27 protein-coding genes and 1 pseudogene are annotated in these 26,424 nt (G+C 64.9%); 15 read left to right on the top strand and 13 right to left on the bottom strand.

Annotated elements, in window-relative coordinates; translation table 11 throughout:
• Positions 1 to 36 precede the first annotated feature (36 nt).
• From RIdsm_RS05740 to RIdsm_RS05715, 6 genes are read left to right on the top strand one after another with little or no spacing between them, the layout of a single operon-like run.
• Entirely contained in the window at positions 37 to 885 is an 849-nt protein-coding gene (locus tag RIdsm_RS05740; protein WP_057821128.1) for an HTD2 family dehydratase, read from the top strand.
• 9 nt (positions 886 to 894) lie between these two features.
• Positions 895 to 1,755 carry a MaoC/PaaZ C-terminal domain-containing protein gene (locus RIdsm_RS05735; protein ID WP_057821126.1) on the top strand — a complete coding sequence of 287 codons (861 nt, stop codon included), beginning with the start codon at positions 895 to 897 and terminating at the stop codon, positions 1,753 to 1,755.
• A gap of 1 nt (position 1,756) precedes the next feature.
• Positions 1,757 to 2,812: an acyl-CoA dehydrogenase family protein gene (locus tag RIdsm_RS05730; protein ID WP_057821124.1), complete on the top strand. Its 1,056-nt coding sequence runs from the start codon at positions 1,757 to 1,759 to the stop codon at positions 2,810 to 2,812.
• Between the two features lie 3 nt (positions 2,813 to 2,815).
• Entirely contained in the window at positions 2,816 to 3,979 is a 1,164-nt protein-coding gene (locus RIdsm_RS05725) for an acyl-CoA dehydrogenase family protein (RefSeq protein WP_057821122.1), read from the top strand.
• 23 nt (positions 3,980 to 4,002) lie between these two features.
• Entirely contained in the window at positions 4,003 to 4,917 is a 915-nt protein-coding gene (locus RIdsm_RS05720) for an SDR family NAD(P)-dependent oxidoreductase (RefSeq protein ID WP_057821119.1), read from the top strand.
• 23 nt (positions 4,918 to 4,940) lie between these two features.
• A complete protein-coding gene (locus RIdsm_RS05715) occupies positions 4,941 to 6,137 on the top strand; it encodes an acetyl-CoA C-acetyltransferase (protein ID WP_057821117.1) in 1,197 nt (398 codons plus the stop codon).
• Between the two features lie 93 nt (positions 6,138 to 6,230).
• Here the strand turns inward: RIdsm_RS05715 and RIdsm_RS05710 are convergent, their stop codons facing one another.
• Both RIdsm_RS05710 and RIdsm_RS05705 read right to left on the bottom strand, forming a co-directional pair.
• Positions 6,231 to 7,094: an aldo/keto reductase gene (locus tag RIdsm_RS05710; protein ID WP_057821115.1), complete on the bottom strand. Its 864-nt coding sequence runs from the start codon at positions 7,092 to 7,094 to the stop codon at positions 6,231 to 6,233.
• Between the two features lie 85 nt (positions 7,095 to 7,179).
• Entirely contained in the window at positions 7,180 to 7,635 is a 456-nt protein-coding gene (locus RIdsm_RS05705; RefSeq protein WP_074940324.1) for a cyclophilin-like fold protein, read from the bottom strand.
• A gap of 268 nt (positions 7,636 to 7,903) precedes the next feature.
• Here RIdsm_RS05705 and RIdsm_RS05700 point away from each other — a divergent pair, with 268 nt between their 5' ends.
• The 4 genes from RIdsm_RS05700 to RIdsm_RS05685 all read left to right on the top strand — a co-directional run bounded on the left by RIdsm_RS05700 (position 7,904) and on the right by RIdsm_RS05685 (position 10,973).
• Positions 7,904 to 8,368 (top strand): (R)-mandelonitrile lyase, encoded by a 465-nt coding sequence (locus RIdsm_RS05700; RefSeq protein ID WP_057821109.1) that lies wholly within the window; start codon positions 7,904 to 7,906, stop codon positions 8,366 to 8,368.
• Positions 8,369 to 8,483: 115 nt separating this feature from the next.
• The gene (locus RIdsm_RS05695; protein WP_236553398.1) at positions 8,484 to 9,413 is read left to right on the top strand and encodes a LysR family transcriptional regulator; all 930 of its coding nucleotides are present in this window, start codon (positions 8,484 to 8,486) and stop codon (positions 9,411 to 9,413) included.
• 108 nt (positions 9,414 to 9,521) lie between these two features.
• The gene (locus RIdsm_RS05690) at positions 9,522 to 10,283 is read left to right on the top strand and encodes a carboxymuconolactone decarboxylase family protein (RefSeq protein WP_057821107.1); all 762 of its coding nucleotides are present in this window, start codon (positions 9,522 to 9,524) and stop codon (positions 10,281 to 10,283) included.
• Between the two features lie 54 nt (positions 10,284 to 10,337).
• Complete coding sequence (locus tag RIdsm_RS05685) at positions 10,338 to 10,973, top strand: NADPH-dependent F420 reductase (RefSeq protein WP_057821105.1); 636 nt, start codon at positions 10,338 to 10,340, stop codon at positions 10,971 to 10,973.
• Between the two features lie 53 nt (positions 10,974 to 11,026).
• On the opposite strand, the gene RIdsm_RS05680 is transcribed toward RIdsm_RS05685, so the two are convergent.
• Entirely contained in the window at positions 11,027 to 11,368 is a 342-nt protein-coding gene (locus RIdsm_RS05680) for a DUF4286 family protein (protein WP_057821104.1), read from the bottom strand.
• A 501-nt stretch (positions 11,369 to 11,869) separates the two neighbouring features.
• Here RIdsm_RS05680 and RIdsm_RS30040 point away from each other — a divergent pair.
• Complete coding sequence (locus RIdsm_RS30040; protein ID WP_160325906.1) at positions 11,870 to 12,040, top strand: hypothetical protein; 171 nt, start codon at positions 11,870 to 11,872, stop codon at positions 12,038 to 12,040.
• Positions 12,037 to 13,053, top strand: coding sequence for a zinc-dependent alcohol dehydrogenase family protein (locus RIdsm_RS05675; RefSeq protein ID WP_057821102.1), 1,017 nt, complete (start codon positions 12,037 to 12,039; stop codon positions 13,051 to 13,053). The genes RIdsm_RS30040 and RIdsm_RS05675 overlap by 4 nt, the downstream gene beginning before the upstream one ends.
• A gap of 175 nt (positions 13,054 to 13,228) precedes the next feature.
• Here the strand turns inward: RIdsm_RS05675 and RIdsm_RS05670 are convergent, their stop codons facing one another.
• Both RIdsm_RS05670 and RIdsm_RS05665 read right to left on the bottom strand, forming a co-directional pair.
• The gene (locus RIdsm_RS05670; protein WP_057821100.1) at positions 13,229 to 14,671 is read right to left on the bottom strand and encodes an amidase; all 1,443 of its coding nucleotides are present in this window, start codon (positions 14,669 to 14,671) and stop codon (positions 13,229 to 13,231) included.
• Positions 14,668 to 15,051, bottom strand: a complete 384-nt coding sequence (locus RIdsm_RS05665; RefSeq protein WP_057821097.1) for a VOC family protein — start codon at positions 15,049 to 15,051, stop codon at positions 14,668 to 14,670. Before RIdsm_RS05665 ends, RIdsm_RS05670 begins: the two co-directional genes overlap by 4 nt.
• Positions 15,052 to 15,245: 194 nt before the next feature.
• On the opposite strand from RIdsm_RS05665, the gene RIdsm_RS05660 reads away from it, so the two are divergent.
• Complete coding sequence (locus RIdsm_RS05660; protein ID WP_057821096.1) at positions 15,246 to 15,554, top strand: hypothetical protein; 309 nt, start codon at positions 15,246 to 15,248, stop codon at positions 15,552 to 15,554.
• Between the two features lie 22 nt (positions 15,555 to 15,576).
• Here RIdsm_RS05660 and RIdsm_RS05655 read toward each other — a convergent pair whose 3' ends face one another.
• The 8 genes and pseudogenes from RIdsm_RS05655 to RIdsm_RS05620 form a co-directional block, all read right to left on the bottom strand.
• On the bottom strand, positions 15,577 to 17,214 hold the full coding sequence (locus RIdsm_RS05655) for a choline dehydrogenase (RefSeq protein WP_057821094.1): 1,638 nt from the start codon (positions 17,212 to 17,214) through the stop codon (positions 15,577 to 15,579).
• Between the two features lie 87 nt (positions 17,215 to 17,301).
• The gene (locus RIdsm_RS05650) at positions 17,302 to 18,282 is read right to left on the bottom strand and encodes an ABC transporter ATP-binding protein (protein ID WP_082647555.1); all 981 of its coding nucleotides are present in this window, start codon (positions 18,280 to 18,282) and stop codon (positions 17,302 to 17,304) included.
• Entirely contained in the window at positions 18,279 to 19,268 is a 990-nt protein-coding gene (locus RIdsm_RS05645; protein WP_057821092.1) for an ABC transporter ATP-binding protein, read from the bottom strand. Before RIdsm_RS05645 ends, RIdsm_RS05650 begins: the two co-directional genes overlap by 4 nt.
• Positions 19,265 to 20,155 (bottom strand): ABC transporter permease, encoded by an 891-nt coding sequence (locus RIdsm_RS05640; RefSeq protein ID WP_057821090.1) that lies wholly within the window; start codon positions 20,153 to 20,155, stop codon positions 19,265 to 19,267. Before RIdsm_RS05640 ends, RIdsm_RS05645 begins: the two co-directional genes overlap by 4 nt.
• Positions 20,156 to 20,157: 2 nt before the next feature.
• Positions 20,158 to 21,102, bottom strand: a complete 945-nt coding sequence (locus tag RIdsm_RS05635; protein WP_057821088.1) for an ABC transporter permease — start codon at positions 21,100 to 21,102, stop codon at positions 20,158 to 20,160.
• Positions 21,103 to 21,249: 147 nt separating this feature from the next.
• A complete protein-coding gene (locus tag RIdsm_RS30035; protein WP_191908991.1) occupies positions 21,250 to 21,534 on the bottom strand; it encodes a hypothetical protein in 285 nt (94 codons plus the stop codon).
• Between the two features lie 27 nt (positions 21,535 to 21,561).
• Positions 21,562 to 22,664, bottom strand: a pseudogene (locus RIdsm_RS05625) (ABC transporter substrate-binding protein); the annotation flags it as partial.
• A gap of 353 nt (positions 22,665 to 23,017) precedes the next feature.
• Positions 23,018 to 24,073 carry an LLM class flavin-dependent oxidoreductase gene (locus tag RIdsm_RS05620; RefSeq protein WP_160325905.1) on the bottom strand — a complete coding sequence of 352 codons (1,056 nt, stop codon included), beginning with the start codon at positions 24,071 to 24,073 and terminating at the stop codon, positions 23,018 to 23,020.
• A gap of 234 nt (positions 24,074 to 24,307) precedes the next feature.
• Between RIdsm_RS05620 and RIdsm_RS05615 the strand changes: the two genes are divergently transcribed.
• Both RIdsm_RS05615 and RIdsm_RS05610 read left to right on the top strand, forming a co-directional pair.
• The gene (locus RIdsm_RS05615; RefSeq protein ID WP_057821082.1) at positions 24,308 to 25,168 is read left to right on the top strand and encodes a LysR family transcriptional regulator; all 861 of its coding nucleotides are present in this window, start codon (positions 24,308 to 24,310) and stop codon (positions 25,166 to 25,168) included.
• Positions 25,169 to 25,473: 305 nt separating this feature from the next.
• The gene (locus RIdsm_RS05610; protein WP_057821079.1) at positions 25,474 to 26,400 is read left to right on the top strand and encodes an alpha/beta hydrolase; all 927 of its coding nucleotides are present in this window, start codon (positions 25,474 to 25,476) and stop codon (positions 26,398 to 26,400) included.
• Positions 26,401 to 26,424 lie beyond the last annotated feature (24 nt).

The following is a 26,424-nucleotide window of genomic DNA, read 5'->3' as shown; positions in this document are numbered from 1 at the left end:
CATCGTGACCACCAGAAGCAACGAGAAGGTTCCGGCTTGACCAGCACCCATGATCCCGACCTGCAGGACTGGATCGGCCGCACGGAGACGGCACAGGACAGGTTCCACGCCGAGCACGCCCGACGCGTTGCCGCGCTATACGACGATGGCGCGGCTTTCGGCGATGGCGACCCGCTGCCGCCCCTGTGGCACTGGTTCTACTTCGCACCGACGACCGCGCGGTCGGGGCTCGGCCCCGACGGGCACCCCGAGCGCACGGGCTTCATGCCTCCGATCCCCCTGCCCCGCCGCATGTGGGCCGGTGGCCGGCTGGTGTTTCACGCCCCGCTGCGGGTTGGCGAGACGGTGACGCGGGAGACCGAGATCCTTTCGGTGAAGGAGAAATCCGGCAAGCAGGGCGATCTGGTTTTTCTGACGCTCAAACACCGGCTGTCCGGCCATGACGGGCTGGCCGTGGAGGAAGAGCAGGACATCGTCTATCGCGGGCATTCGACGACCCGTCAGCCGGAACCCGACCCCGGCGCCGAGACCCCGGCGCATGACTGGCAGGACATGTTCCGGCCTGACCCGATCGTGCTGTTCCGGTTCTCGGCGCTGACCTTCAACGCCCACCGCATTCATTACGACCTGCCCTATGCCACGCAGGACGAGGGCTATCCGGGGCTTGTCATGCACGGGCCCCTGACCGCGACGCTGCTGATGAAGGGGTTTCGCGAGCATGTTGGCGCCGCGCCGCGGAGCTTTTCGTTTCGCGGGCGCGCGCCCTTGTTCTCGGGCGGCGACGTCGCCCTGCGCGGGCGGCGGGACGAAGACCAGTCGCACGCGCTCTGGGCCGAGGGGCCGGGCGGGTACACCGCAATGACGGCCACGATATCAACGACGTAAGGCGACGGCATGACCATCGACATCGAAAAACTGAAGGCTTTTCCGGTTCCCCACGTGCGCGAGACCCTGAGGCCGAACGATATCGCGCTCTACGCGCTTTCGATCGGGCTGGGCCGCGACCCGCTTGACCGGGAGCAGCTGCGCTTTGTCGACCCCCTGCAGGGGCCGGAGGTGGTGCCCTCGATGGTTCTGGTGATGGCGCATCCCGGGTTCTGGATGGGCGACCCGGCGTCAGGCGTCGACCCGAAAGCCGTGCTGCATGCCTCGCAGGCCTTCGAGATCCTGGCCGAGTTGCCAAAGTCCGGCGAGGTGGAAAGCCGGACACATATCACCGACATCATTGACAAGGGTGAAGGCAAGGCGGCGCTGGTGCAGGCCGAGACACAGCTTCGCGACGAGAACGGGGTGTTCTTCGCCCGGCTGAACCGCACGTTCTTCATCCGGGGCGGCGGCGGGTTCGGGGGATCTCCGGGTGAGAAGATGCCGCGGGCCGAGGCGCCCCAGACGGCGCCCGATCACAGCATCGACATGAAAACCCACCCCGAGCAGGCGTTGCTCTATCGCCTGAATGGCGATTTCAACCCGTTGCACAGCGACCCCGACCTTGCCATTCGTGCGGGCTTTGACCGGCCCATCCTGCACGGGCTCTGCACCATGGGTGTGGCCTATCACGCCATCCTCAAGAGCCTTGCCGGGTATCAGCCCGAGCGCCTGCGCTCGATCCGGCTGAACTTTTCCAAGCCGGTTTTCCCGGGCGAGACGATCCGCACGGAGATCTGGAACGATGGCCGTTTCCAGGCCCGCGTGGTCGAGCGGGACGTCATCGTCATCGACGGCGGACAGGTCGAAACCACCGGGACGGGAGGGTGAGATGATATCGGAAGACGTACAATCCTCGATCGACATGATCCGGGAAAGCGCCCGGGGCATCGTGTCTCACGGGGATCTGTCGCGCGTGCGGAAGCTGCGCTTCACCGATCCGGGCTTTGACCGGGCGGTCTGGGGCGAGATGTGCGATATGGGATGGCCGGCGCTGCGCCTGCCCGAAGACAAAGGCGGTGTCGGGCTTGGCCTGCTGCCTTATTGCGCGCTGGCCGAGGAAGTGGGGCGCGGGCTTATGCCGGAACCGCTGGTGCCGGGGGCCTTGACGGCTGCCCTGCTCGATGGCGACACGCTTGCCGCGCACCTGGCGGGCGACACGCTTGTTCTGCCGGCGTGGCAGGACAGCCGCGATGCCATCGGACCGGAGAAACCGCTGGGTGCCGAGGGCGACAAGGTCAGCGCCACCAAGTTTTATGTTCCGGTGGCGGGCGGCGCCGACGCCTTTCTGGTGATCGGCACCGATAGTGCGGCGTTGGTTCAGGCGGATGCCGAGGGTGTGACCGTTGCCGCGGAGAAGGCGCAGGATGGGACAACGCTCGCCCGGGTCACGTTCGACAAGGCCCGAGGCAAGGTGATCGCGGCCGACCCCCGCCCCGCCTTTGCCGAAGCGGCGCTTGCCACGGCCGCCTACCTGCTGGGGCTGATGGACAGCGCGCTCGACATGACCGTGGCCTATCTCAAGGAGCGGGTTCAGTTCGGCCGGCCCATCGGCTCGTTCCAGGTGCTTCAGCACATGGCGGTAGACCTCAAGCTCGAGCTCGAAGTGTCGCGCGCCAGCGTCGAGGACGCGGCCCAGCTTTGGGATCGCGACGGCCCCACGCCGGAGACCTATGCCGCAATCTCGAGGGCCAAGGCCCGCGCCACGCAATCGGCCCTCAGGCTGACGCGGGAGACGATCCAGCTGCATGGGGGCATCGGCTTCACCGACGAGTACGATATCGGGCTTTACCTGCGCAAGGCAATCGTGATGGCGGCACAGTACGGCAGCGCCGAGTGTCACCGCCGCGCCTATGCCGCCCTCAAGCCCATCGAAGAGGAGGCCTGAGCGATGGCCTATGACGCCTATCAACACGAGGACTTCAACGCGCTGAGCGATGCGGATTTCCGGGCGCTGGTGCGGCGGTTCCTGCGGGAAAACCACCCCGAGGATATCCGCTATCCGGCCAAGCGTTTGCACTGGAAGGAGGCCAAGCCGTGGTACATGATCCTGTCCGAGGCGGGCTGGCTTGCGCCGGCCTGGCCGCGTGAGCATGGCGGCATGGGGCTCGAGGCGTCGAAGCAGCTGATCTATGTCGAGGAGTTCGAGAAGTTCGGCGCCGCCCGCACCCCCGACCACGGCATGATGCTGCTTGGGCCGCTGCTGATCAACTACGGCACCGAGGAACAGAAGGCGCATTTCCTGCCCAAGATCATCTCGGGCGAGCATATCTGGTGCCAGGGCTATTCCGAACCCAATGCCGGTTCCGACCTCGCCAACCTGCGTACCGAGGCGGTGCTCGACGGCGACGAATGGGTCGTGAACGGCCAGAAGATCTGGACCACGCTGGCCGGTGACGCCGACTGGATCTTCTGCCTCGTGCGCACCGACAAGGAGGCGAAGAAACAGGCCGGCATCAGCTTTCTTCTGATCCCGATGGACACGCCCGGCGTGACCACCCGCCCGATCATCAACCTCGAGATGGATGACGAATTCTCGGAGGTGTTCTTCGACGACGTCCGCGTGCCGAAAGAGAATATCGTGGGCGAGGTCAACCAGGGCTGGACAATGGCCAAGAACCTGCTGGGGTTCGAGCGGATCTTCCTCGGCTCGCCGCGGCAGGCGTCGAACGCGCTTTCGAAACTGCGTGGGCTGGGGGAGCATTACGGCCTGTTGAGCGACCCTGTTTTCGTCGACCGCTATGCCGGGTTCCGGATGGAGCTGGAGGATCATCTCTGCCTCTTCGAGAAAATCGCCGACAAGCTGCGGCGGGGCGAGAAGCTGGGCGCCGAGGTGTCGTTCCTCAAGCTGAACCAGACCTCGCTTTACCAGCGGATCACCGAATACGGGCTTGAGTTGATGGGCAGTGACAGCGCGTGGCTCGACCCGCTCGAGGGCAACCGGAACCTCGCGATGATGAGCCAGTTCATGAACGCCCGCGCCGCCACGATCTATGGCGGCACATCGCAGGTTCAGAAGAACATTCTCGCCAAGGCGGTCCTCGACCTGCCCTGACCAAGACCGAAAGGACACACGCAATGAGCAACATACTTGACGGCAAGGTCGCCCTCGTCACCGGCGCCGGCAATGGCATCGGCCGGGCCATCGCGGTCGCCATGGCGAAGGCCGGTGCGAAGGTGGTGATCAACGATATCGGCGTCTCGCTGTCGGGCGAAGGCGGCTCTGCCAGCCCGGCGGAGGAGGCCAAGGCCGAGATCGAAGGCTTCGGCGGCGCGGCGGCGATCAACACCGACTCCGTCTCCGAATGGGAGAACGCGCAGAAGATCGTGCAGACGGCCATCGACAGTTTCGGCCGGATCGACATCGTGGTGAACAACGCCGGCATCCTGCGGGATGCGATGTTTCACAAGATGTCGATCGAGCATTGGCAATCTGTGGTCAACGTCCACCTCAATGGCGCCTTCTATGTCAGCCGAGCGGCGGCCGAGCATTTCCGGGCGCAGGAGAGCGGGTCGTATATCCATATGGTTTCGACCTCCGGCCTGATCGGCAACCTTGGACAGGCGAATTATTCGGCGGCCAAGATGGGGGTGGCCGGCCTGTCGAAATCCATCGCGCTCGACATGCAGCGGTACAACGTGCGCTCAAACTGCATCGCGCCGTTTGCCTGGGGCCGGATGACCTCGAACATTCCGGCCGATACGCCCGATCAGAAGGCGCGCGTCGAAGGGCTGAAGAAGATGACGCCCGAGAAGAACGCGCCGCTGGCGGTTTTCCTGGGGTCGGACGATGCGAAGGACGTGTCGGGCCAGATCTTCTCGGTCCGGAAGAACGAGATCTTCCTGATGGGTCAAAGCCGCCCGCTGCGTTCCGTCCATACCGGTGACGACTGGACGCCGGAAACCGTGCGTGACCACGCCATTCCCGCCCTGCGCTCGAACTTCTACCCGCTCGACCGCAGCCAGGATGTCTTTACCTGGGATCCCTGCTGATCCCGCAAGCCAAGGAGCACGCCATGCGCCGCGCCGCTATCGTAAACCCCCTTCGCACGCCCGTGGGCGCCTTTGGCGGCGCCCTGCGCCCGGTTCCCGTCGAGGTGCTGGGCGGGACGGTCACCAAGGCCGTGCTGGAGCAGACCGGCCTCGACCCTGCGCGGATCGAGGACGTGGTCTTTGCCCAGTCCTATGCCAATTCCGAAACGCCCTGTGTGGGCCGGTGGATCGCACTGGATGCGGGGCTGCCGATCGAGGTGCCGGGGCTGCAGACCGACCGGCGCTGTGGTGGCGGGCTTCAGGCCGTCACGACGGCCGCGATGATGGTGCAGACCGGCGCCTGCGACGTGGTGCTGGCAGGCGGTGTGGAGAGCATGTCGAATATCGAGTTCTACACGACCGACATGCGCTGGGGGAAACGGTCGGGGACGACGCAGTTCTACGACCGGCTCGACCGGGGGCGCGAACGGTCGCAGCCGGAACACCGGTTCGGGTACATCTCGGGGATGATCGAGACGGCCGAGAACCTGGCGAAGGATTACGGCATCACCCGCGAGGAGGCGGATGCCTTTGCCGCCGAGAGCCACCGCCGCGCCGCCGCGGCGTGGGAGGATGGGCGGTTTGCCGACGAGGTGGTGCCGCTGTCGGTGCCGCAGCGCAAGGGCGACCCGTTGCTGTTCGAGCGTGACGAGGGCGTGCGGCCGGACAGCACGCCCGAGAAGCTGGCCAAGCTGCGGGTACTGATGAAAGACGGGACAGTGACCGCCGGCAACGCGGCGCAGCAGAACGACGCCGCCGCCGCCTGCCTGATCGTGGCGGAGGACAAGCTGGAGGAGCTGGGGCTGACGCCGCTGGCCTTTCTGTCCGGCTGGTCCGCCGTCGGCTGTGACCCGTCGCGCATGGGTATCGGCCCGGTGCCGGCGACGCAGAAGGTGATGCAGAAAACCGGCCTGAGCCTTTCGGATATGGGGTTGGTGGAGATCAACGAGGCCTTCGCGGCGCAGGTGCTTTCCTGCCTCAAGGGGCTCGACTGGGACGAGCGCGACAAGCTGAACGTGAATGGCTCGGGCATCTCGCTGGGCCACCCCATCGGCGCCACCGGGGTGCGGATCATGACGACGCTGCTGCACGAGATGAAGCGGCGCGGGGTGCGTTACGGGCTGGAGACCATGTGCATTGGCGGCGGCCAGGGGATGGCGGCCGTGTTCGAAGGCGCGTGAGGTTCGGCGCCTGAAACGAAGAAGAGGGCGGTGCCGCCCTCTTCCTTTGGCCCTGCTGCTGGCAGGGCATTCTGTCGATAAACTCGGGCCGCCTTATGCGGCGCCGCTGTAGACCGGGAAGACGCTCGCGTCGCCGTAATCCTTGATCGGCTCGGCGTTCTTGAGCGTTTCCATGTCGGCCTCGGAAATCTCGAAATCGACATCGGCGTTGCTGCGCATGTGGTCCGGGTTGCCGGTTTTCGGCAGTGGCAGCAGGCCCAGTTGCAGCGTGTAGCGGATGCAGAGCTGGGGAACGCTGACGCCGTATTTCGTGGCCATGTCGGCGATCTCGGCATTGTCGAGGATCTTGCCGTGACCGACGGGCGAATAGGCTTCCGCGATCATGCCGTTTTCCTTGATGTAGTCGATCAGTTCGAACGGGGTGTTACTGACATGCGCGAGGACCTGGTCGAGCATCGGCTTCACCTTGGAATTCTCGAGCAGGTTGTCGAGGTCTTCCTTCTGGAAGTTCGACACGCCGATGGCGCGCAGTTTGCCGGCCTCGTAGGCCTCTTCAAGGGCGCGCCAGGCTTCGATATTGCCTTCGAAATGGCGGTTGTCGCTGCCGAAATCGTCCCACGGCTGCGGGCTGTGGATGATCATCATGTCGATGTAATCCAGCCCCATGGTTTCGAGCGAGCCGTCGATGGCTTTCTTGGCCTCCTCGTAGCTCTTGATGCCGGCGTCGAGCTTGGTGGTCACGAAGAGCTGGTCGCGCGAGACGCCGCAGTTGCGGACACCTTCGCCGACGCCACGCTCGTTTTCATAGGCCTGCGCGGTGTCGATGTGGCGGTAGCCGAGTTCGACGGCCTTTTTGACCGCCTCGGCGACGTCGCTGTCGTCGATCATCCAGGTGCCAAGGCCCAGCTTGGGGATCTTGACGTCATTGGGCAGGGTGTAGGTTTCGTTCAGTATCATGGTCTTCTCCTTCGTGTGGCAGCGGGACCTCGGCGCGCGGCCCTTGCGGGCGGCACGGCAGGTCGGGCCGCGTTTTCGATTGTCGTTAGTCGGCCGCTTCGATGCGGACAGGGATGCCACCGTCCTGAACCAGCGCGTCGATCGGGCCGTCGAACTGCCCCAGCCGGACAAGGCCGCGGGAGTTCGCGAACGGCTTGTAGAAGATCGCCAGATTGCCCCACGGCGCGAAGACGGTGATGTCACCGGTCTCGGGCTTGTAGCTGTCCGGCGCATCGGAGGTGTCGAGCGTACGCGGCAGGTCGGCGACCTTCTCGATGCCGTGATAGTCGGTCAGGGTCAGCTCGAGTGGCAGCATCGCGGCGAAGTCCTGCGCCGCGGTCGTGGTGTCGAGCGTGGCCTGCATTGTTTCGTCTCCGACGATCACGCGGATGCTGGTCATGGCTGTGTCGTTCCCTGGTTCGGTTGCGGTTCCGGCGGTGGCCGGGCCGAGAAGAAGAAGCGCCGCGGCCAGTGCCCGTGCCAGGGGTGCTTGTCTGGTCATGCGCGTGCTCTCCTCTGCGGTTACAGCCCAGATAAGTGGTCTTCCGGCGAAGGATAACCGGCCGTTGAATACTACCTGTCATGAAAGTGGCTCATCAATCCCGTCGGCCCTGTCAGCGCTCGGATTGATGAGCCGGGCTCATGGACGCATCCTGACATGCCCCCATGATACGGCCGGGTGCTGCCCTTACGTGATGTCGCAGGCAAGGCGAAGCACGCCCTGCCGCTGGCCACATGGCCGCCTCTATCAACCAAGGAGACGACCTGACATGAAACGAATTCTCGCACCCGCTCTGGCCTTCGCGCTGGCCGCCCCGGCGGCCTTCGCGCAATCCATGGAAATCACCAAGGCGGAAGACCGTGAAGGGACGATCGGCAGTGAAGACCTTTTCACCGGCACCGCCTATATCGAACCGGTCTTTCCGGCCAATGACCCGTTCGCCGTCAACGCAGGCCAGGTGACCTTCCTGCCCGGCGCCCGTTCGGCCTGGCATACCCACCCCGCCGGCCAGATGCTGGTCGTGACCTCGGGCACCGGCTGGGTGCAGGAACGCGGCGAGGAGAAGCACGTGATGCAGACCGGCGACGTGGTCTGGTGCCCGCCGGATGTCGAGCATTGGCACGGGGCGACCGACAGCACGGCCGTGACGCATATCGCCATCCAGCAGCTGGAAAACGGCGAGAACGTCGTCTGGGGCGAGCATGTCACCGACGAGGAATATGGCGCCGAATGAGCCATGCTGCGTGGCCCGCCCCGGCGGGCCGCGCCCCGCCCGGCACCTGACGACATCGTGATGCACAATCCATCGACACATGAGCCGGGCCCATATATCGAGAGGCAAACCCAAGATGATCCTGGAACGGCAGATCAGGGCTGGCCTCATGCTCCGAGAGAATATCAACGACCTTATCGCGCTGGCGGCCGTCGCCGAAGAGCGCAGCTTTACCCGCGCCGCGGCCCGGCTGAACGTGTCGCAATCCGCTTTAAGCCATACAATCAAGGGCTTGGAACAAAGGCTCGGGCTGCGATTGCTGACGCGAACGACCCGGTCGGTGGCGCCGACGCTTGAAGGCGAAGACCTTCTGGCGACGCTCAACCCCTGTTTCGAAACCATCGAGGCGCGGCTTCAGGCGCTGAACGACAGCTGCGACGAGCCGTCGGGGACGGTGCGGATCGTGGGCGTGGAATATGCCATCGAGTCGCTGCTCTGGCCCAAGCTTTCCCCGGTGCTGAAACAGTACCCGGCGGTGAAGGTCGAGTTCGTGATGGACTATGGCTACACCGATCTTGCCGAGGCGCAATGCGATGCGGGCGTGCGCTATGGCGACCAGGTCAGCGACGGGATGATCTCGATGCGGATCGGGCCGGACGAGCGCATGGTTTGCATCGGTGCCCCGGCCTATTTCGACGAGGCCGGGACGCCGCAAGTTCCCCAAGAGTTAACAGAACATAAGTGCATCAACCTGCGGCTCTCGACCCATGGCGCGCTTTACGCCTGGGAGTTCGAGGACGAGCACGGCAACGAGATCCGCGTCAAGGTTCAGGGACAGGCGATTTTCAACACCGTCAACCCGGTGATGCGCGCGGCGATCGACGGGCACGGGCTGGCGCTGATCCCCGAGAGGCTGGCGCAGCCGCATCTCGACACTGGCGAGTTGCGGATCTGTCTGGATGAGTGGTCTCCCTACTTCCCCGGGTTTCACCTGTATTACCCCAGTCGGCAGAGGCCCTCTTCGGCGTTCGGGGTGGTGCTGGACGCGCTGCGCGAGCGGCGCTGAGCATTCATGAGGATCGATCATGAGTGGATTGAGTGTCCCGGTCATTAAGTGACCGGACGTTGCGTCCATATCAGGGGGGTAACCGACACTCACTCCAAGGAGATCCCGATGAAGACCTATCTTACCGCCTCGGCGCTTGCGCTGATGACGACCTCTGCCGCCGCGCAGGACATGGCCGCCACCCTGCCCGATGCGGTCGGCAAAGTTTCCCCCGCGCTTGAAGCCTATTCCAATGATGGACTGTTCGGCACGGTGTGGACCGGGGAAGAGCTGTCGATGCGCGACCGGGCGCTTGTCACCTTCGCCGCGCTGATGACGCGGCACGAGACGGGCAACCTTGGCGAGCACGTGGCGCTGGCGCTGGATGCCGGTGTGACGCCGGCCGAGATTTCCGAGACGATCACGCATCTGGCCTTCTACACCGGCTGGGGCAATGCGACCGCCGCCGCCGAGGCCGCCGCGCCGGTCTTCGAGGAGCGGGGTGTGAGCGAGGACGACCTGCCCGCCGTCGATGCCGAGCTGCTGCCGCTTGACGAAGAGGCCGAGGCGAGCCGGCAGGACTTCGTGTCGAGCACCTATGGCAACGTCAGCCAGGGCGTGGTGGACAACACCGAGCAGATGCTGTTCCTCGACCTGTGGCTGCGCCCGGCGCTGGAGCCGCGGGACCGGAGCCTTGTGACGGTGGCGGCGCTGATCGCGGCCGGGCAGCCGGAACAGATGACCTTCCACCTCAACCGAGCGATGGATAACGGCATGACGCAGGAGGAAGCCGGCGCGATGCTGTCGCACCTGGCGTTCTATGCCGGGTGGCCCAAGGTGTTCTCGGCGATGCCGGTCGCGAAGGATGTCTTCGAGGACCGTTCGCAGTAAGATCAGCGGCGGCGGGGGCGACCCCGCCGCCCTTGTTGTTTTGAGAGGTGCAGGATGAAGATCGGAATTCTCGGATCGGGGTTGATGGGCTCGAAACTCGGCCTGCTCTGGGCCCGGTGCGGGCATGATGTGACGTTCTCGTATTCGCGGAGCGATGCGAAGCTGGCGCGGCTTTCGCAGGAGGCCGGGGCGGCGCATGGCTCGGTTGCGGATGCCGTGCAGGGGGCCGATGCGGTGCTGCTGTCGGTGCATTGGTCGAATGTGGCCGATGTGCTCGACCGGGCCGGTGACATGGCCGGGCAGATCGTTCTGAACTGCTGTGTTCCGCTGGATGACAGCAACACCGACCTGGTTGTCGGGACGACCACCTCGGGCGCCGAGGAGCTGGCCAACATGCGGCCGGACACGCGGTGGGTGTCGTGCTTCAACACGGTGCCGTCGGAGGCGTTTCTGCCGGTGTTCGAGCGGCGGGAGGACAGCCCGCGGCCGCAGGTGCTGACCTATGGCGACGATGCCGGGGCGAAGGAGGTTGCGGGCGGGCTGGTCCGGGATGTGGGCTTTGATCCGCTGGAGGCGGGGCCGCTGCGCACGGCGCGGTTCGTCGAGCCCTTCGCGATGGTGACGGCCGAGCTGGCCTATGCGCAGCCCGGTGGCCCGGCGCTGACCTACCGGTTCGACAAGCTGGGCTGACGGGCCCCTTGGGGCCGGTCAGGGTTTGTGGACCAAGATGTTGAAATCCGGCGTTATTCGGACGATTCCACCATTTCGGTGATCGGCTCGTAGACGTGGATGTAGACCGGCGGCTGGATCGTGTCGGTGCTGGGCATCTCTTCCGTGCCGCCGCGGCGGCGCAGTTCGGCGATGACGCCGGCGATGTCGTCGGTTTCGACGTCGTAGAGGGTCATGTAGCGCCACTGGCGGGAGGCTTCGGGCCATTGGTCATCGGTCAGTTCGAAACGCTGCGCGGTCTTCATGCCGGGGACCTTGAGGCCGTCATGCATGTGCTGGTTGGTGAACCAGTCGTTGAATTCGTCCTCGCGGCCTTCGATCGCGTTGATCAGAACGATGAGCTTGTATTTCGCCATTGCGTGCAGCCTTCCTGTGGTCCGGTCTTTCGGTGATTGTTCTGGGCCGCCTGTTGGCCGCCGGGCCCGCGGTGGATGCGGCGGGCGGGAAAAAGGTTGCATGCGGAAAGGTTAACGACAAACGAATATTTTCGTCGTTACGTTCGGATATCTTGAACCGCGGGGAATGGGTGCGGTTGGCCCCGTGCGGGAATGCCCGACAATGAGGCACCCGGGGTTGAGAATTCTTCGGCCTTCGGTTCGAAAACGTGAAGCCAGCGCGCGGCGGCCGGACAGGCGGAGAGCCCCTGGCAGAGCGCAACCTACTGAAACGAATTTAAAATTCCGTTAAGATCCCAAAAGTGCCTGTCACGGCGCCTGTGGATGATCAGGACGTGAAACCATCGCTGAAGAATTTTGAATCCCCATCCGAAGCGCGGGCCGTTACGCATGAGGGGAGGTTCACGGGCCCGGCGCGGCCCCGTGGACGAAAGAGACCGACATACAGTCAGGACGCGCGACATGAAAGACGATCCCAGCACCGCCTGCGCGGCGTTCGACCCGACGCCGGGCGACGCCCTCGAAGAGCTTGCCGAGCTTTGGCTCTCGCTCGGAGACCGGCACCGCGACGGGTATGCGCCGCGCGCCGACAAGGCCAACCGACCCAACCTGAAAGACGCGAATATCCGATGACATCACGCCTGCTTCGTGTGACCGCCCCGGGCGGTCTCAAAAACCTTGCCCTGTCCGAAACCGAACCTGCCGCGGCGACGCCGGGGCCGGGAGACATTCGCGTGCGGGTGCATGCGAGCTCGCTCAACTACCATGATTACATGGTCTGTGCGATCGAGGGCCGGGCGGCCGACGGGCGCATCCCGATGGCCGATGGCGCGGGCGAGGTGCTTGAGGTCGGCGAGGGGGTGGAGGGTTTCGCCGTGGGCGACAGCGTGGTGTCGTGCTTCTTTCCGACCTGGACCAATGCCGCCGATTTGCCGAGCAACAACGCCGAGACGCCCGGTGACGGGATCGACGGGTTCGCGCGGAGCGAGGTGACGCTGCCGGCAAGCTGGTTCACGAAAAGCCCCGAGGGCTGGAGCCACGAGGAGGCCGCGACGATCACCACCGCCGGGCTGACGGCGTGGCGGGCGCTGGTGGTGGATGGCGGGCTGAAGGCCGGTCAGACGGTGGTGACTCTGGGCACGGGCGGGGTGGCCGTCTATGCCGTGCAGCTGGCCAAGGCGCTGGGGGCCCGGGTGATTTCGCTGTCGTCTTCGGATGCCAAGCTGGAGAAGCTGAGGGCGCTGGGGGCGGACGAGGTGATCAACTACAAGACCACGCCGGAATGGGGCGTGAAGGTGCGCGAATTGACCGGCGGGCTTGGTGCGGATCACGTGGTCGAGACCGGCGGGATCGGGTCGATCAACCAGTCTGTGCAGGCCGCGAAGCCGGGCGGGCATGTGGCCGTGATCGGCGTGATGAGCGGGTTTACCGGGGATTTCATGCTGGCCGCCGTGCTGGTCAGGCAGGTGCGGGTGCAGGGGCTTCTGGTGGGCTCGCCGCAGCATCAGCGGGAGTTCGTGGCGGCGCTGAACGCGACCGGGTTGAAGCCGGTGATCGACCGGAGTTTCGACCTGGCGGAGCTGGCGGAGGCGTTCGAATACCAGCTCGAGGCACGGCATTTCGGGAAGATTTGCGTGACGATCTGAGTTTGGCCCGAATCATGGGTCAAATATCTGGTTAACAAGCGAAATTTCGGCGTTTTGCGACGTCGGTATAACGTCGGTATTTTGTCGGTATTGCGTCGGTGCCCCGCACCGCCATTCGGCCCTTTAACGGGCCGGGCGGTGGGGGTGGCGATATCTTTACCCTTGCGGCGGAGGCTCAGAGCGTTCCGGCCCAGTGCGGCGGGTGGCTGTCACGCCATCCGGTGCGGGCCTCGATCCGGTGGGCGAGCGACAGGAGCAGGTCGTCGCGGCCTTTCGGGGCGGCGAGCTGGATGCCGAGGGGCAGGCCCGCCTTCGAGATTTCGACCGGGAGCGAGGCGGCCGGTTGGCCGGTTATGTTGAACTGGATCGCGAAGGGGACCATGCGCAGGGTGTCGGTCATCCACTGGTCGTAGTTGAAGGCCTCGGTGCGGCTGTCGAGCAGGCCGATGGGCACCGGGTCGGAGCCGAGCGCGGGGGTGAGGATGAGGTCGAACCCCTCCTGCGCGCGGTCGAGCATGACGGCGTGGGCGTGGAGGGCGCGTTGGGCGTCGTAGAGCTCCTGCCCGGTGCAGGTCGACGTGCGGTCGAGGATGTGGCGGGTCATGGCTTCGAGCTCGTCGGGCCGGGGGGCGCGGCCGAGTTGGTGGGTGCGGGCGCGGATTTCGGTGGAGACGTCGAAGAACCAAAGAAGGTCGTACCAGTCGGTGTCGGCGGCGATGGCCGGGAAGGTGAAGGGCGCGATGGTGTGGCCCATGTCTTCGAGCAGGCGGGCCATGCGTTCGGTGGCGGCGGCCATTTCGGGGTCGACGGCGCCGGCATTGGGTTCTTCGAGCGCCATACCGATGCGGAGCGGGCCGGGTTCTTCCTCGAGTGCGGCGAGGTAGGAGGCGACGGAGGGGCGGACCGGGTAGCGTTGGCCGGGTTCGGGGCCGCAGCCCGCGTCGAGGGCGGCGGCGCTGTCGCGGACGGTGCGGCTGAGGACATGGTCGGAGTTGAGGCCGAGGGCGATGTTCTCGATGGAGGGGCCGAGCGGGTTGAGGCCGGCGCTTGGTTTCAGGCCGAAGGTACCGCAGCAGGCGGCGGGGATGCGGATCGAGCCGCCGAGATCGGTGCCGTGGGCGATGGGCACGGCGCCGGAAGCGACCGCCGCCCCTGCCCCGCCGGAAGACCCGCCGACGGTGATGGAGGTGTTCCACGGGTTGCGGGTGGGGCCGCGGAAGGTGGGCTCGGTGGTGGAGTCGGCGGCGAACTCGGGCGTGTTGGTCTTGCCGAGGATGACGAGCCCGGCGTCGCGCCAGCGGCGGACGAGGGTGCCGTCCTCGGTGGGTTCGGCGCCGTCGAAGAAGGCGCAGCTGTAGGTGGTGGGCATGTGCGCCGTCTGCTGGTTGGCGTCTTTCAGCAGGAAAGGCGCGCCGTGGATGGGCGAGGTGGCGGGGCCTTCGGGGCCGGTGGCCAGCGCGCGGGGGCGGTCGTCGATGACCATGAAGTTGAGCGTGGGGTTGAGGGCGTCGATGGCGTGGCTGGCGGCCTCGGCGACGGCCTGCCAATTGGTGCGGCCCTCGCGGACCATCGTGCCGATTTCGACGGCGTCGAGCTTTGCGTAATCTTCGGGTGTCATGCGCTTCCGCTTCCATAGGGTCGGGTGAGGATTTCGAGGAGGTGGCCATCGGGGTCGGGGAAGTAGACCCCGCGGCCGCCGTCGCGGGTGTTGATCTTGTCGGGCTGGCGGCGGTAGGGGTCGGCCCAATGGTCGATGCCACGGCCTGTGATGCGGGCGAAGATTTCGTCGAATTCGGGTTCGGAGACGAGGAAGGCGAAGTGGCGCGAGGCGATGTCGCCCTCGGCGGCGGATAAGTCGAGGGAGGTTTCGCCGACCTGCACGACGATGAACGGGCCATAGCGGAAGGACGGCGGCAGGCCGAGGATCTCGGTGTAGTAGTCGGCCGTGGCGGCCGGATCGCTGGCGTGGATGATGGTGTGGTTCAAGGTGACGGTCATGTCGTGGCCCTTCTGACGCGGGGTTCGGGGCGCCCTGCCCCGGTCAGGATAGCAGAGCCGGGAGCCGGTTTCTCGGGCAATCGGCGGGCCCAGCAAAATTGGAGGCAAGTAATTGAGATATTTCGGCTTTGTGCTGTGGTGCGCGGCGGGGTCAGGTGGTATTCTGAACCGGTGAAACGAACAGGTGACAAAGCATGATACTTCTTTGCGGTCAGAGCCAATCCCTGACTCTCGAGGACGCGGAAAACTTTCGGGCGTTCGACATCCAGATTGCCGAGCACGGGCCGGCGGACCCGATGGAGAACGAGGGCTTTGCCGGCATGGCGGAGCCCGCGGAGGAGCCGGGGCATTACTGGATCGACGCGGAGAAGGTTGTCGGGCTGTCGGCGCATGCGGATGACCCGGTGTGGAAGGGCAAGTTTCACGACATGCTGAAGGCGGTCGAGAAATACGGCTATTCGGACCTGTCGAAAGGCGTGATCAAGGCCCACGTCAAGGAGTGAGGCAGCCATGCGCACCGCCCCCTCAGTGGGCGGTGTAATAGGGCTGCGGCTCGGGCGGGAGGGGGGCGCGGCCCCGGATGCTGTCGGAGATCTTCTCCGCCATCATGATGGTCGGGCAGTTGAGGTTGCCCGTCACGATCTTGGGCATGATCGAGGCGTCGACGACGCGCAGCGCCTCGAGACCGTGAACCCGGCCCTCTTCATCGACCACCGCATCGTCGTCATGCCCCATCCGGCAGGTGCCGCAGGGGTGGTAGTTGGTGGCGGTGATGGTGCGCAGCCAGGCGCGGATTTCGTCGTCGGTCTGGACATCCGGCCCCGGCATGACCTCGGCGCCGCGCAGCTCGTCCCAGGCGGATTGCTTGATGAGGGTGCGCATGGTCTTCACCATTTCGAGCGCCTGTTCGAGGTCGTCGGGGTCTTCGTAGTAGTTGAAGCGGAATTTCGGTGACGCCATCGGGTCGGCGCTATCAACCCAGACGCGGCCGCGGGAGCCGGGGCGCTGAAGGGTGAGGTAGCCCTGGAAGCCCGGGAGGGCGGCGAAGTTGTCGTCGGTGAATTCGGCCATCATGGGGATGAATTCGACCTGCATGTTGGCGATCTTCTCGGACTCGCGGGTGCGGATGAAGGCGCCCACCTCGAAGAAGTTCGACACGCCGATGCCCTTCTTGAAGAGGAGCCATTGCAGGCCGGCCTTGGCCTGACCGAGCAGGTTGAGATCATGGGCGATCGAGACGTTCTTGGTGGTGTGGTACTGGATGTCGATCGAGAGGTGATCCTGAAGGTTGCGGCCGACGCCGGGAAGGTGGTGGGTGAGCGGAATGTCGGCGGCCTTGAGATCGTCGGCATGGCCGATGCCGGAGAGGTTGAGCAGCTGGGGCGAGTTGAGGGCGCCGGCGCAGAGGATGGTTTCCTTCTCGACCTCGAAGGTCTGGCGGATGCCGTCGATTTTCGCCTGGATGCGGACGACGCGCTTGTTGGAGGTTTCGATCTTGAGGACGCGGGCGTTCTTCTCGACGGTGAGGTTGGGCTTGGCGGCCTGCGAGCGGACGAAGCCCTGGTAGGTGTTCCAGCGGATGCCGTCATGGACGTTGCGCTGGCCGTGGAAGACGCCTTCCTGGCGGTAGGCGTTGTGGTCGTCGAGATAGGGCAGGCCCATTTCCTGCCCGGCTTCGAGGAAGGTCTCGTAAAGGGGGTTCTTGCCGGCGCAGGACTGGACGCGCATGGGGCCGCTGTCGCCGCGGTAGTCGTTGCCGCCGCGGTCGAAGGTTTCGGCGCGTTTGAAATAGGGCAGGACGGACTCGTAGCCCCAGCTTTTCAGGCCCATGTTCGCCCATTCGTCGTAGTCGAGCGGGTTGCCGCGGACCCAGTTCATGCCGTTGATCGAGGAGGAGCCGCCGAGCACCCTGCCCCGCGCCTGCATCACGGTGCGGTTGTCGAGATGGGGTTCCGGCTGGGTGCGGTAGAACCAGTTGCGGCGGTCGGAGACGAGATTGTAGCCCATGGCGGCGGGCATCATGATGTAGGGGTGGCGGTCGGTGGGGCCGGCCTCGAGCAGGGTGACGGTGGTGTTTTCGTCCTCGGCCAAGCGGGCGGCGACGGCCGAGCCTGCGGAGCCTGCGCCGATGACGAGGTAGTCGGTGGTTCTGGTCTTGGTCATCGCGCGTCTCCTGTCCTGTTCCGGGGGCGGGGGCCGGCCGGGGCCGGTCTTTGGGTCATCGGTTTCTATTGGGTCTGTGCCCCGCCCTCAGGCGAGAGGGTGCAGGCACGTGTAGCGGTGGCCGCCGGGCTCGACCGTGTAGTCGGGGGCGATGGTCTTGCAGTCTTCCTGTGCGAAGGGGCAGCGGGGATGGAATTCGCAGCCCGAGGGCCGGTTCTTGAGGCTGGGCACCTCGCCCTTGAGCTCGACGCGGTTGTGCCGGGCGTCGGGGTCGGGCTTCGGCGCGGCCGAGAGGAGCGACTTGGTGTAGGGGTGGCGGGGGTCGCTGAAGATGTCTTCAGTGGGGCCCTCTTCGACGAAGCGGCCGAGATACATGATCGCGGTGCGGTGCGAGACGTGGCGGACCACGTGCAGGTTGTGGGTGATGATCAGGATCGTCAGGCCGAGGCGCTGCTGGAACTCGTCGAGGAGGTTGAGCACCTCGCCCTGGACAGAGACGTCGAGCCCGGCGGTGGGCTCGTCGGCGATGATGAGTTTCGGATCGACCGCGAGGGCGCGGGCAACGCCGACGCGCCGGGCCTGCCCGCCGCTGAGCTGGTGCGGGTAGCGGTCGGCGAAGGCGGTGGGCAGGCCCACCATCTGCAGGAGCCTGTCGCACTCGGCGTTGAGGTCGCGGTCGGTCAGACCGTGGGCCTTGAAGGGTTCGGTCAGGAGCGAGCGGACGGAAAGGCGGGGGCTGAGGCTGCCGATCGGGTCCTGGAACATCATCGCCATGCGGCGGCGGTGTTTCTGGAAACCGGCATGCGACAGGCCGACCAGCTGCTCGCCGCCGAAGCGGATGCTGCTGCCCGGTTCGGCCTCGACGAGGCCGTTGATGGCGCGGGCGAGCGTGGATTTGCCGGAGCCGCTTTCGCCGACCAGCGCGTAGGTCTGCCCCTCTTCGAGGTCGAGGTCGACGCCCGCGACCGCGGCGATGCGGCTGGGCGCGCCGGCGCCGGTGAGCCTGCCGAGGCGGGTGCCGATCTGGAACTCGACCTGAAGGTCGCGGACTTCGAGAAGTGTGCTCATGGGCGGCCCCCGTTCTCGTCTGCGAGGTGGCAGGCGACGCGGTGGCTGTCGCTGATCTGCTGAAGTTCCGGGTGCTCGGCCTCGCAGCGGGCGAAGCGTTCGGTGCAGCGGTCGGCGAAGATGCAGCCCTTGGGCAGGTTGACGAGGCCCGGCACCTCGCCCGCGATGCTGGGCAGGCGGCGGGTGACGGTTTCGATCATGCCGGGTTCACATTCCATCAGGCGGCGGGTGTAGGGGTGCGCCGGGCGGTGGAAGATGTCGCGCACGGCGCCCTGTTCGACCACCTCGCCCGCGTAGAGCACGACGACATGGTCGCAGAGCTCGGCGATGACGCCCAAGTGGTGCGAGACGAAGAGGATGGAGCAGCCGAGCTCCTGCTGCATGTTCTTGAGAAGGTCGACGATCTGGACCTCGAGCGTGGCGTCGAGCGCGGTGGTGGGTTCGTCGGCGATGAGCAGGCTGGGTTCGGCCATCAGCGCCATGGCGATGGCGATGCGCTGGCACATGCCGCCGGAGAACTGGTAGGAATACTGGTCGAGCCGGGCCTCGGGGTCGGTCACGCCGACGCGGTTGAGCATGTCGATGGCGACCTTGCGCTTTTCGGCCTTGGAGCGGCCGGAGCGGTACTGGATGTCGATCATCTGCTTGCCGATCGAGCGGATCGGGTTGAGGCTGGTCATCGGATTCTGGAAGACCACCGAGATGCGGTCGCCCATGATGCGGCGCATCTCGGGTTTCGACAGGTCGAGCAGGTTGTTCCCGCCGAAGCCGATGGTGCCGCCGGTGACATCGGCGTTTTCGGGCAGTTGGCGGATGATCGAGCTGATGACCGAGGATTTGCCGCAGCCGCTTTCGCCGACGACGCCGACGATCGAGCCGGCGGGCACCTCGATATCGACATTGCGCAGGGCATGGATGCGGCCACCTTCGGAGCGGTAATCGACGGTCAGGCCGCGCACCTGCAATCCGCTTGCTTCAGCGGTCATTGGGAATTGGTCCTTGTCTTGGGGTCGAGGATGTCGCGCATCGCCTCGCCGAGGAAGGTGAAGCCGATGGTGGCGATGATGAGGGGCCCGCCGCCGGCGATCACCGGCCAGGGCGAGTTGCGGATATAGGCGTAGCCGTCGGCCAGCATGGTGCCCCAGCTTGCCTCGGGCGGTCGGATGCCGAGGCCGAGGAAGCTGAGCCCGGATTCGATGGTGATGACGACGGGGACGTCCATGCTGGCGAGGATCAGGAGCTGGCCCAGGATGTTGGGCAGGACGTGGGTGAAGACGATGCGCAGCGAGCCCACGCCGATGGAACGCTCGGCGAGGAAAAATTCGTTGTTCTTGATGGCGATGGTCTGGGTGCGCACGACGCGGGCGTAGATCGGGAAGGTGGTGATGACGATCACGGTGATGATCGTCTCGAGGCTGGGCCCGATGAGCGCGACGATGGCGATGCCGAACATCAGCGTCGGGAAGGAGCGCACGGTGTCGAAGAGCACGATCAGGATCTGGTCGAGCCAGCGCGGCCCGTAGCCCGCCGCAAGCCCGACGATGACGCCGGTGACGAGTGACAGCGAGATCGAGATGAAGGCGACGGTGAGCGCGACCTGCGTGCCGTTCAGCATGCGGGAGAAGTTGTCACGCCCGAGCTGGTCGGTGCCGAGGATATGGGTGAGGCTGGGCGAGGTGAGCCGTTCGCGGATGTTGAGGGCGATGGGGTCATGCGGCGCGATCAGGTCGCCGAAGATGCCGGCGAAGAGAACGACCGCGACGATGACGAGCCCGGCCGCGCCCATCGGCGTGCGCATGAGCCTGCGGAGGATGGTGAGGGTGCCGGCGGTGGCGCGGCGGACGGGGCTGGGGCTGGTGGCGTGGGTGTCCATGTCTAGGCCTGGTCCCTTGCGCGGGGGTCGATGATGCCGTTGACCAGATCGGCGAGCGTCATGGTGACGACGAAGAGGATCGTGGTGATCAGGACGGTGCCCATGACCACCGGGAAATTGCGCTGGGTGACGGAATCGTAGAGCAGCTTGCCGACGCCGGGTCGGGCGAAGACGATCTCGGTCAGGACCGCCGCCGAGAGCAGGTAGCCGATGCCGATGCCGATGATGGTGATGGTGGGCAGTACGGCGAGCGGCAGGGCGTATTGGAAGACGACCTTGGTTTCCGACAGGCCGTGGGCGCGGGCGGTGCGGATATGCTGTTCGCCCAGCACCTCGAGCATCGAGGAGCGGACGAAGCGGGAGAGATACCCGACCCAGTTCAGCCCGATGGAGACGGCCGGCAGGATGAGGTGCGTGGCCTGATCGAAGAAGTCGCCGCGCTCGCCCACACCGATGGCGGGCAGCCACTTGAGCGAGATCGAGAAGATCAGCACCGAGTAGATGGCGATGACGAAGGCGGGGATGGTGATGGCGCTGACCGAGAGGATGCCAACGATGTTGTCGAGCCAGCTTCCGCGGTGGAGGGCCGAGTAGCAGCCGAGCGGGATGCCGATGAGGGCCGCGCCGGCCATCGAGACGGAAATCAGGATGAGCGTGTAGGGAAGCTGATCCATGACGACGTCGAGCACGGGGCGTTTCGAGAAGACGTCTGTGCCGAGATCGCCCTGGAAGACGTTCCAGATGAAGATCACCACCTGCTGCGGGATCGAGGCGTCGAGCCCCATCTCGCGGCGCAGCACCTCCTTCATCTCGGGGGTGGCGCGGGGCCCGAGAAGGATACTGGCCGGATCGCCCGGAACGGAGTTGATCATGATCACGAGTAGCGTGATCGCGCAGAATATTATGATCGCCGCGACGAAGGTTCGCCGGATCAGGAATGCCAACATTGCCTAAACCATTTGAGACGGATCAGCGGGACAGGGCGAGAGCGGGCGCGCCGGCCGGTGCCGGACCGGAGGCCCGGGCCGGGATACGGCCCGGGACACCCCGGTTCGGACGGATGGCGGCGCGACCCTGTCAAGAGCGGGGCCGTGTCATGCTTTCTTGAACTTTTCCGTGCGCGGTTCGGCGTTCGGAAGCATGGCCGGGACGACCTTTGTCTTGTCGTAGAGCACCGGGCGCGGCAGGTGGCCGAGCATGAAGCAGGTGTAGGACTCGTCGACGACGGTCTGCAGCTGCTTGAGCAGTTCGCCACGTTTCTCGGGGTCGATCTCGGCGGCGGAGGCGTAGTGCAGGCGCTCCATCTCTTCGTCCTGGAGATATTGCCAGTTCCAGACGCCCGCCTGTTCCGGCAGCCACCACTGGGTGACCCAGTTCATGTCGGGGGGCACCAGCGTCCACTCGGTGAAGAAGAGCTGCAGGTCCTGGCCCAGCGTTTCGGGCAGGCCCCAGAAGGCGCCGGCCTCGTGCTGGTTGATCGAGACGTTGATTCCGACCTCGGCGAGGTTGGCCTGCACGATCTGGGCGGCGGTGACCTTGTCGGGCTCTGCCGGCACGTCGAGGCGCAGGCTGAGGCCGGTGGCGCCGGCTTCTTCCAGAAGCGCCTTGGCCCCTCGACGTCACGTTCGACGGGCGGGCTGTCCATGTAGCCGGGCGCCCCTTTGGCGGCGACGCCGTAGGAGGGCTCCATCACCCCGAAATAGGCGCCTTCGAGCACGGTTTCGCGGTCGATGGCCATGTGAATGGCCTTCCGCACCCGCTCGTCGGCTAGATCGGGGTTATTCATGTTCGAGCCGATCCAGATGAAGTTCGGCGTCGAGCGGATGTCGAGGGCGAGGTTGTCGGGCAGGCCTTCCTGCATCGACGGCACCGCGCTGATCGAGACGATGGCCCAGTCGAGATCCCCGGAAAGCACGGCGTTCTCGGCCGCCTTGGTGTCGGTGATGGGCAGCATCTCGACGCGCTTGAACGCGGGCTCTTCGCCGCTCCAGACGGGGCTCGGTTCGAAGATGATGCGGTCGCCGGGGCGGTATTCGACGATCTGGTAGGGGCCGTGGCCGGCGGGCACTTCGAGCCCGGGTGCGCCGCCCGCTTCTTCCCAGGCCTTCTTGCAGATGATCGAGCCGGGATCCCGCGGCAGAAGATAGCTGAAGAGGCCGGAAAAGGATTCTTTCAGGTGGATGATGCCGGTATAGGTGCCGGTCACCTCGACATGGTCGAGCGGTGCCCAGGACACCGCGTTGGGCGCCGCGAGATCTTCGTCGCGGTAGCGCTCGTAGGAATACTTGACGTCCTCGGCCGTGACCTCGCCATAGCCGTTCGACCATTGCAGCCCTTCCCTGAGCTTGAAGGTGACGGTCGTCTCGTCGGTCTGTTCGATGGATTCGGCGAGCAGAAGCTCCCAATCCCATTCATTGCCGGTCTTGTTGTCGATCAAGCCCGAATGGACGGTCTTGATCACCCAGGTATCGGACTCGCCCACCGAAAACGGCGGGTCGAAGGCCTTCATTTCCTCGAGCATACGCATGTAGAGCGTGTCGCCGCTTTGGGCGAAGGCGAGGTTGGACATCCACAACGGTGTTGTTCCGAGCGCTGCCGTTCCGAGCAGCATTTGCCGGCGATCGATCTTGTTAGCCATGTTTCCCCCTGTTTTCATTTTCTGTTTTCTGTCGAAGCGCGCCCCGGGGGCATCCGCGTGAGTGTTGCGGTTTTTCCTATGCCCCCGGTGCGTGTTCGCTGGGTCGCCAATTGTTTTCGAGCGCGGACTTGGGACAAATCCGATCTCGAGCAACTTCGATGCTAAGCGCGGCTATCATTGCCCTCAATCGAATTTTCTTGTCCGTTAAGTCAAGAATATTGAACTCAAGCCGTCTCGAGCGCAGCCTTCTCCTCTTCGTCGCGCAGTTCCGGCAGGATGTGCTCGGCGAAGCGTTCGAGGCCGGCTTTCTCGTCGTCGATGTTGGGACCGATGTTCGTCTTCAGCACGAGCATGTCGAAGCCGAGCTCCTTGACCTCGAGCATCTTCTCCTTGACCTCGTTGATGGTGCCGATCATCAGGCCGTCGGCCACCTGTTCGGGGGTCTCGTCGATATCGACCCCCTCGACGATGCCGCCGGGGGCCTGGCAGGTGTTCATCAGCAGGCCCTGGAACTGGCGCTGCTTGTGATAGCCCATCGCCTGCTTTTCGCGCTTGTCGTCGTCATCCTTGGCGACATAGGCCCATTGCAGGTTCGAGATCTTCTGCGGACCCTGGCGGCCGGAGGATTCCGCAACCCCGTCGCGGAAGGCCTTGAGCATGCCCTCGGACCAGGCCAGCGGCTTGCGCGAGCTGGTGGTGGCGACGTTGTAGCCCTTGCGGGCGACGTGGTAGGCTGCCTCGGGGCGCATGCAGGAGAGCCACATCGGCGGGTGCGGCCGCTGGCGCGGCGGCGGCATGATGTTGGTCTTGGTGCAGCTTTCGTACTTGCCGTCGAAATGCACGTCCTTCTCTTCGAAGAGCTTGTGCAGGAGCTCGAGCTTTTCGTCGAAGATCTCGCGCATCTCGTCGATATTGGTGGTCATGGCGAGACGCTCGAACTCGTAGGGGCCGCCGCCGCGGCCGACGCCGAGGTCGAGCCGGCCGCCGATCGCCTGGTCGACGAAGGCGACTTCGCCGGCGAGGATCGGCATCTTGTGGACCGGCAGCAGCAGGACCGAGAGCATCAGCCGCACGCGCGTGGTGATCGCGCCGATATAGGCGGCGAAAGCCAGCGGAGAGGGCGTGGCGCCGTAATCCATGAAGTGATGTTCGCCGATGGCGATTTCGTCGAGACCGACCTCTTCGGCCAGCTTTGCCATCTCGATCATTTCAGGCACGAGATTGTCGATATGCCTGTCATGGCTGGGCCAGTAGCCCCCCATTTCCATTCCCACTTTCATAGAGGCCTCCTTAAACAGAATTGATGTACGGGGAAGTAACCATTGGCTTGAGGCTCGCATGCAAGTTTATTGCACTCAATAAAATTATTTCATATTATATGTTTACAAAATCAAATCATGGCCCGAGGGGATGTCCAGCCCGGACGGCCGACACGCAACGCGAACAGGCGGTGCCGGGCACCGCGCGTTGCCCCGAAAACCTCCAGCGAACAGAGACTTGTAGGGCCCCAATTCATGAATATCGAACTCGCGAGAACCTTCCTCGAAGTGGTGTCGACCGGCAGTATGTCGCGTGCGGCGGACCGGCTGAACGTGACCCACTCGACCGTCACCGTCAGGATCAAGACGCTGGAGGATATCCTTCGGCGTCGGGTGCTGAACCGGAACCGCAGCGGCATATCCCTGACCGCCGACGGGGTGCGGTTTCAGCGGCACGCGGAAGACCTGGTGCGGATCTGGCAGATGACGCGGAAGCAGATGTCGCTGGCCTCGGGCTTTGCCGGGCTGTTGTCGATGGGGGCCGAATCGAGCCTGTGGCAGGACATCATGCTGCGGTGGGCGAGCGACATGCGGCACAACCGGCCGGACGTGGCGTTGCGCTGTGAAAGCGGGACGAACGAGTTCCTTGTGGACAGGCTTTTCTCGGGTTGGCTCGACTTTTGCGTGGTGCACGAGGTGCAGTCGCGCAGCGGGTTTTCGATCGAACCGCTGTTCGACGACCCGATCGTGACGGTCTCGACCCGGCGGCGCGAGACGATGCCGTGGGACCCGGAATTCGTCGAGGTCGACTGGGGCGCGAGCATCACCCGGCAGTCGGAAATGCGCTGGGGCGAGATCGACGAGACGCCGAAGGTTTCGGCCTCGGACCAGTGGATCGCGCTGAAGATCATCGAGGAGTTCGGAGGCTCGACGGTGATTCCGCAGCGGCTTCTGAATGCGGGGCTGATCTCAAGGCCGCTGTATCCGATCGACGGGGAGCCGGCGCTGGAGCGGAAGGCCTACCTGATGTATTCGGAGAAGTCGCTGAAGGAGCGGGTGCCGAAGCTGACGCCGAAGGATATCAAGTCGGCGATCCTGGCCTGCAGCAAGATGTAGGGGCGGTCACGCCGGGCGGTGGCGGGCGCCATCGCCGGTATTGAAAAAACTCGAATTAAAATGCGTTTATTTTCAATTGCCCGAAGCGGGGGCGATGATACGCTAACGGTGCGGTACGTCGTATCGGGGGGTGAACCTGGCGGTTCGTCACCCTTTCGTCATGCCGCATCAGGGAGCGCGAGGCGGTTGACCGCCTGAACAGGACACACTCACCACGGGCCAGGACAGCATTCCCGCCGGCCCTTGTAACGAAGGCGCGTGCGCGTCACGCAGCGCGTCGGTTTTTCCATTCTGGGGACGCATTCATGTCAACGAAGAACTCGATCGAAGTAAACCTGCCGGGGCAGGCCGCGGCCGTGCCGCAGCCGCCGATGTTGCCCGGTGTTCCGTTCAACAACCCCGAAGAGATCGGCGCCGAGCTGGACCTGACGCGCAGCTATGCGGACATGATGCCGTATTTCGAGTTCTGCCTGACGCAGAGCATGAAGACCCGCGACGCGATGAACTGCATCGAGGATATCCGGGTGGGCGCACGGGAAGAGGAACGGATCGACGTCTTCCCGAACCCCAATCCGAAGGCGCCGATATTGATTTTCGTGCATGGCGGCTGGTGGCTGAAGACCACGCGGAAGCATTGGAGCTATACCGCCTACGGTTTTGTGCAGCATGGCTATACGGTTATCGTGAGCGATTACACGCTGTGCCCCAAGGGCCGTATTCCGGATATCACGCAGGCGAACCGGGCCGCCGTGGCCTGGGCCTATGAGCATGCCGACGAGATCAATGGCGACCGCGACCGGATCTATCTTGCGGGCCATTCGGCCGGCGGGCAGCAGGCCGGGATGATGGCGGTGACCGACTGGGTGCAGCACGGCCTGCCGGCGGATGTGCTGAAGGCGGTGGTGCCGCTGAGCGGGATCTTCGACATGCGGGTGATTCAACATTCCTATCTCAACGGGTTCGTGCAGTTGAACGGCGAGTCGGTGCAGACGCAGAGCGCGATCCTGCATATTCCCGACAGCGCGCCGCCCATTCAGTTGATGGTGGCCGAGGAGGAGTCGACCGAGTTTCACCGACAGGCGGAAGAGTTCCTGGAGGCGTGGAAGGCGAAGAAGCTCGACGGCAGCCTGGTGATCATCCCGGACGAGGATCACTCGACCTACATCTTCGAGATGGGCCACCCGGACAGCCCGACCTGCAACGCGGTCGTTGATTTCTTCAAGAAACACTGACGCCCTGGCGACGAGATACGGAGC

Origin of the sequence: Roseovarius indicus (assembly GCF_008728195.1) — a bacterium.
Lineage (GTDB): Bacteria > Pseudomonadota > Alphaproteobacteria > Rhodobacterales > Rhodobacteraceae > Roseovarius > Roseovarius indicus.
The sequence above is the reverse complement of the archived record's forward strand: the minus strand, read 5'-3'. Positions and strand labels throughout refer to the sequence as shown.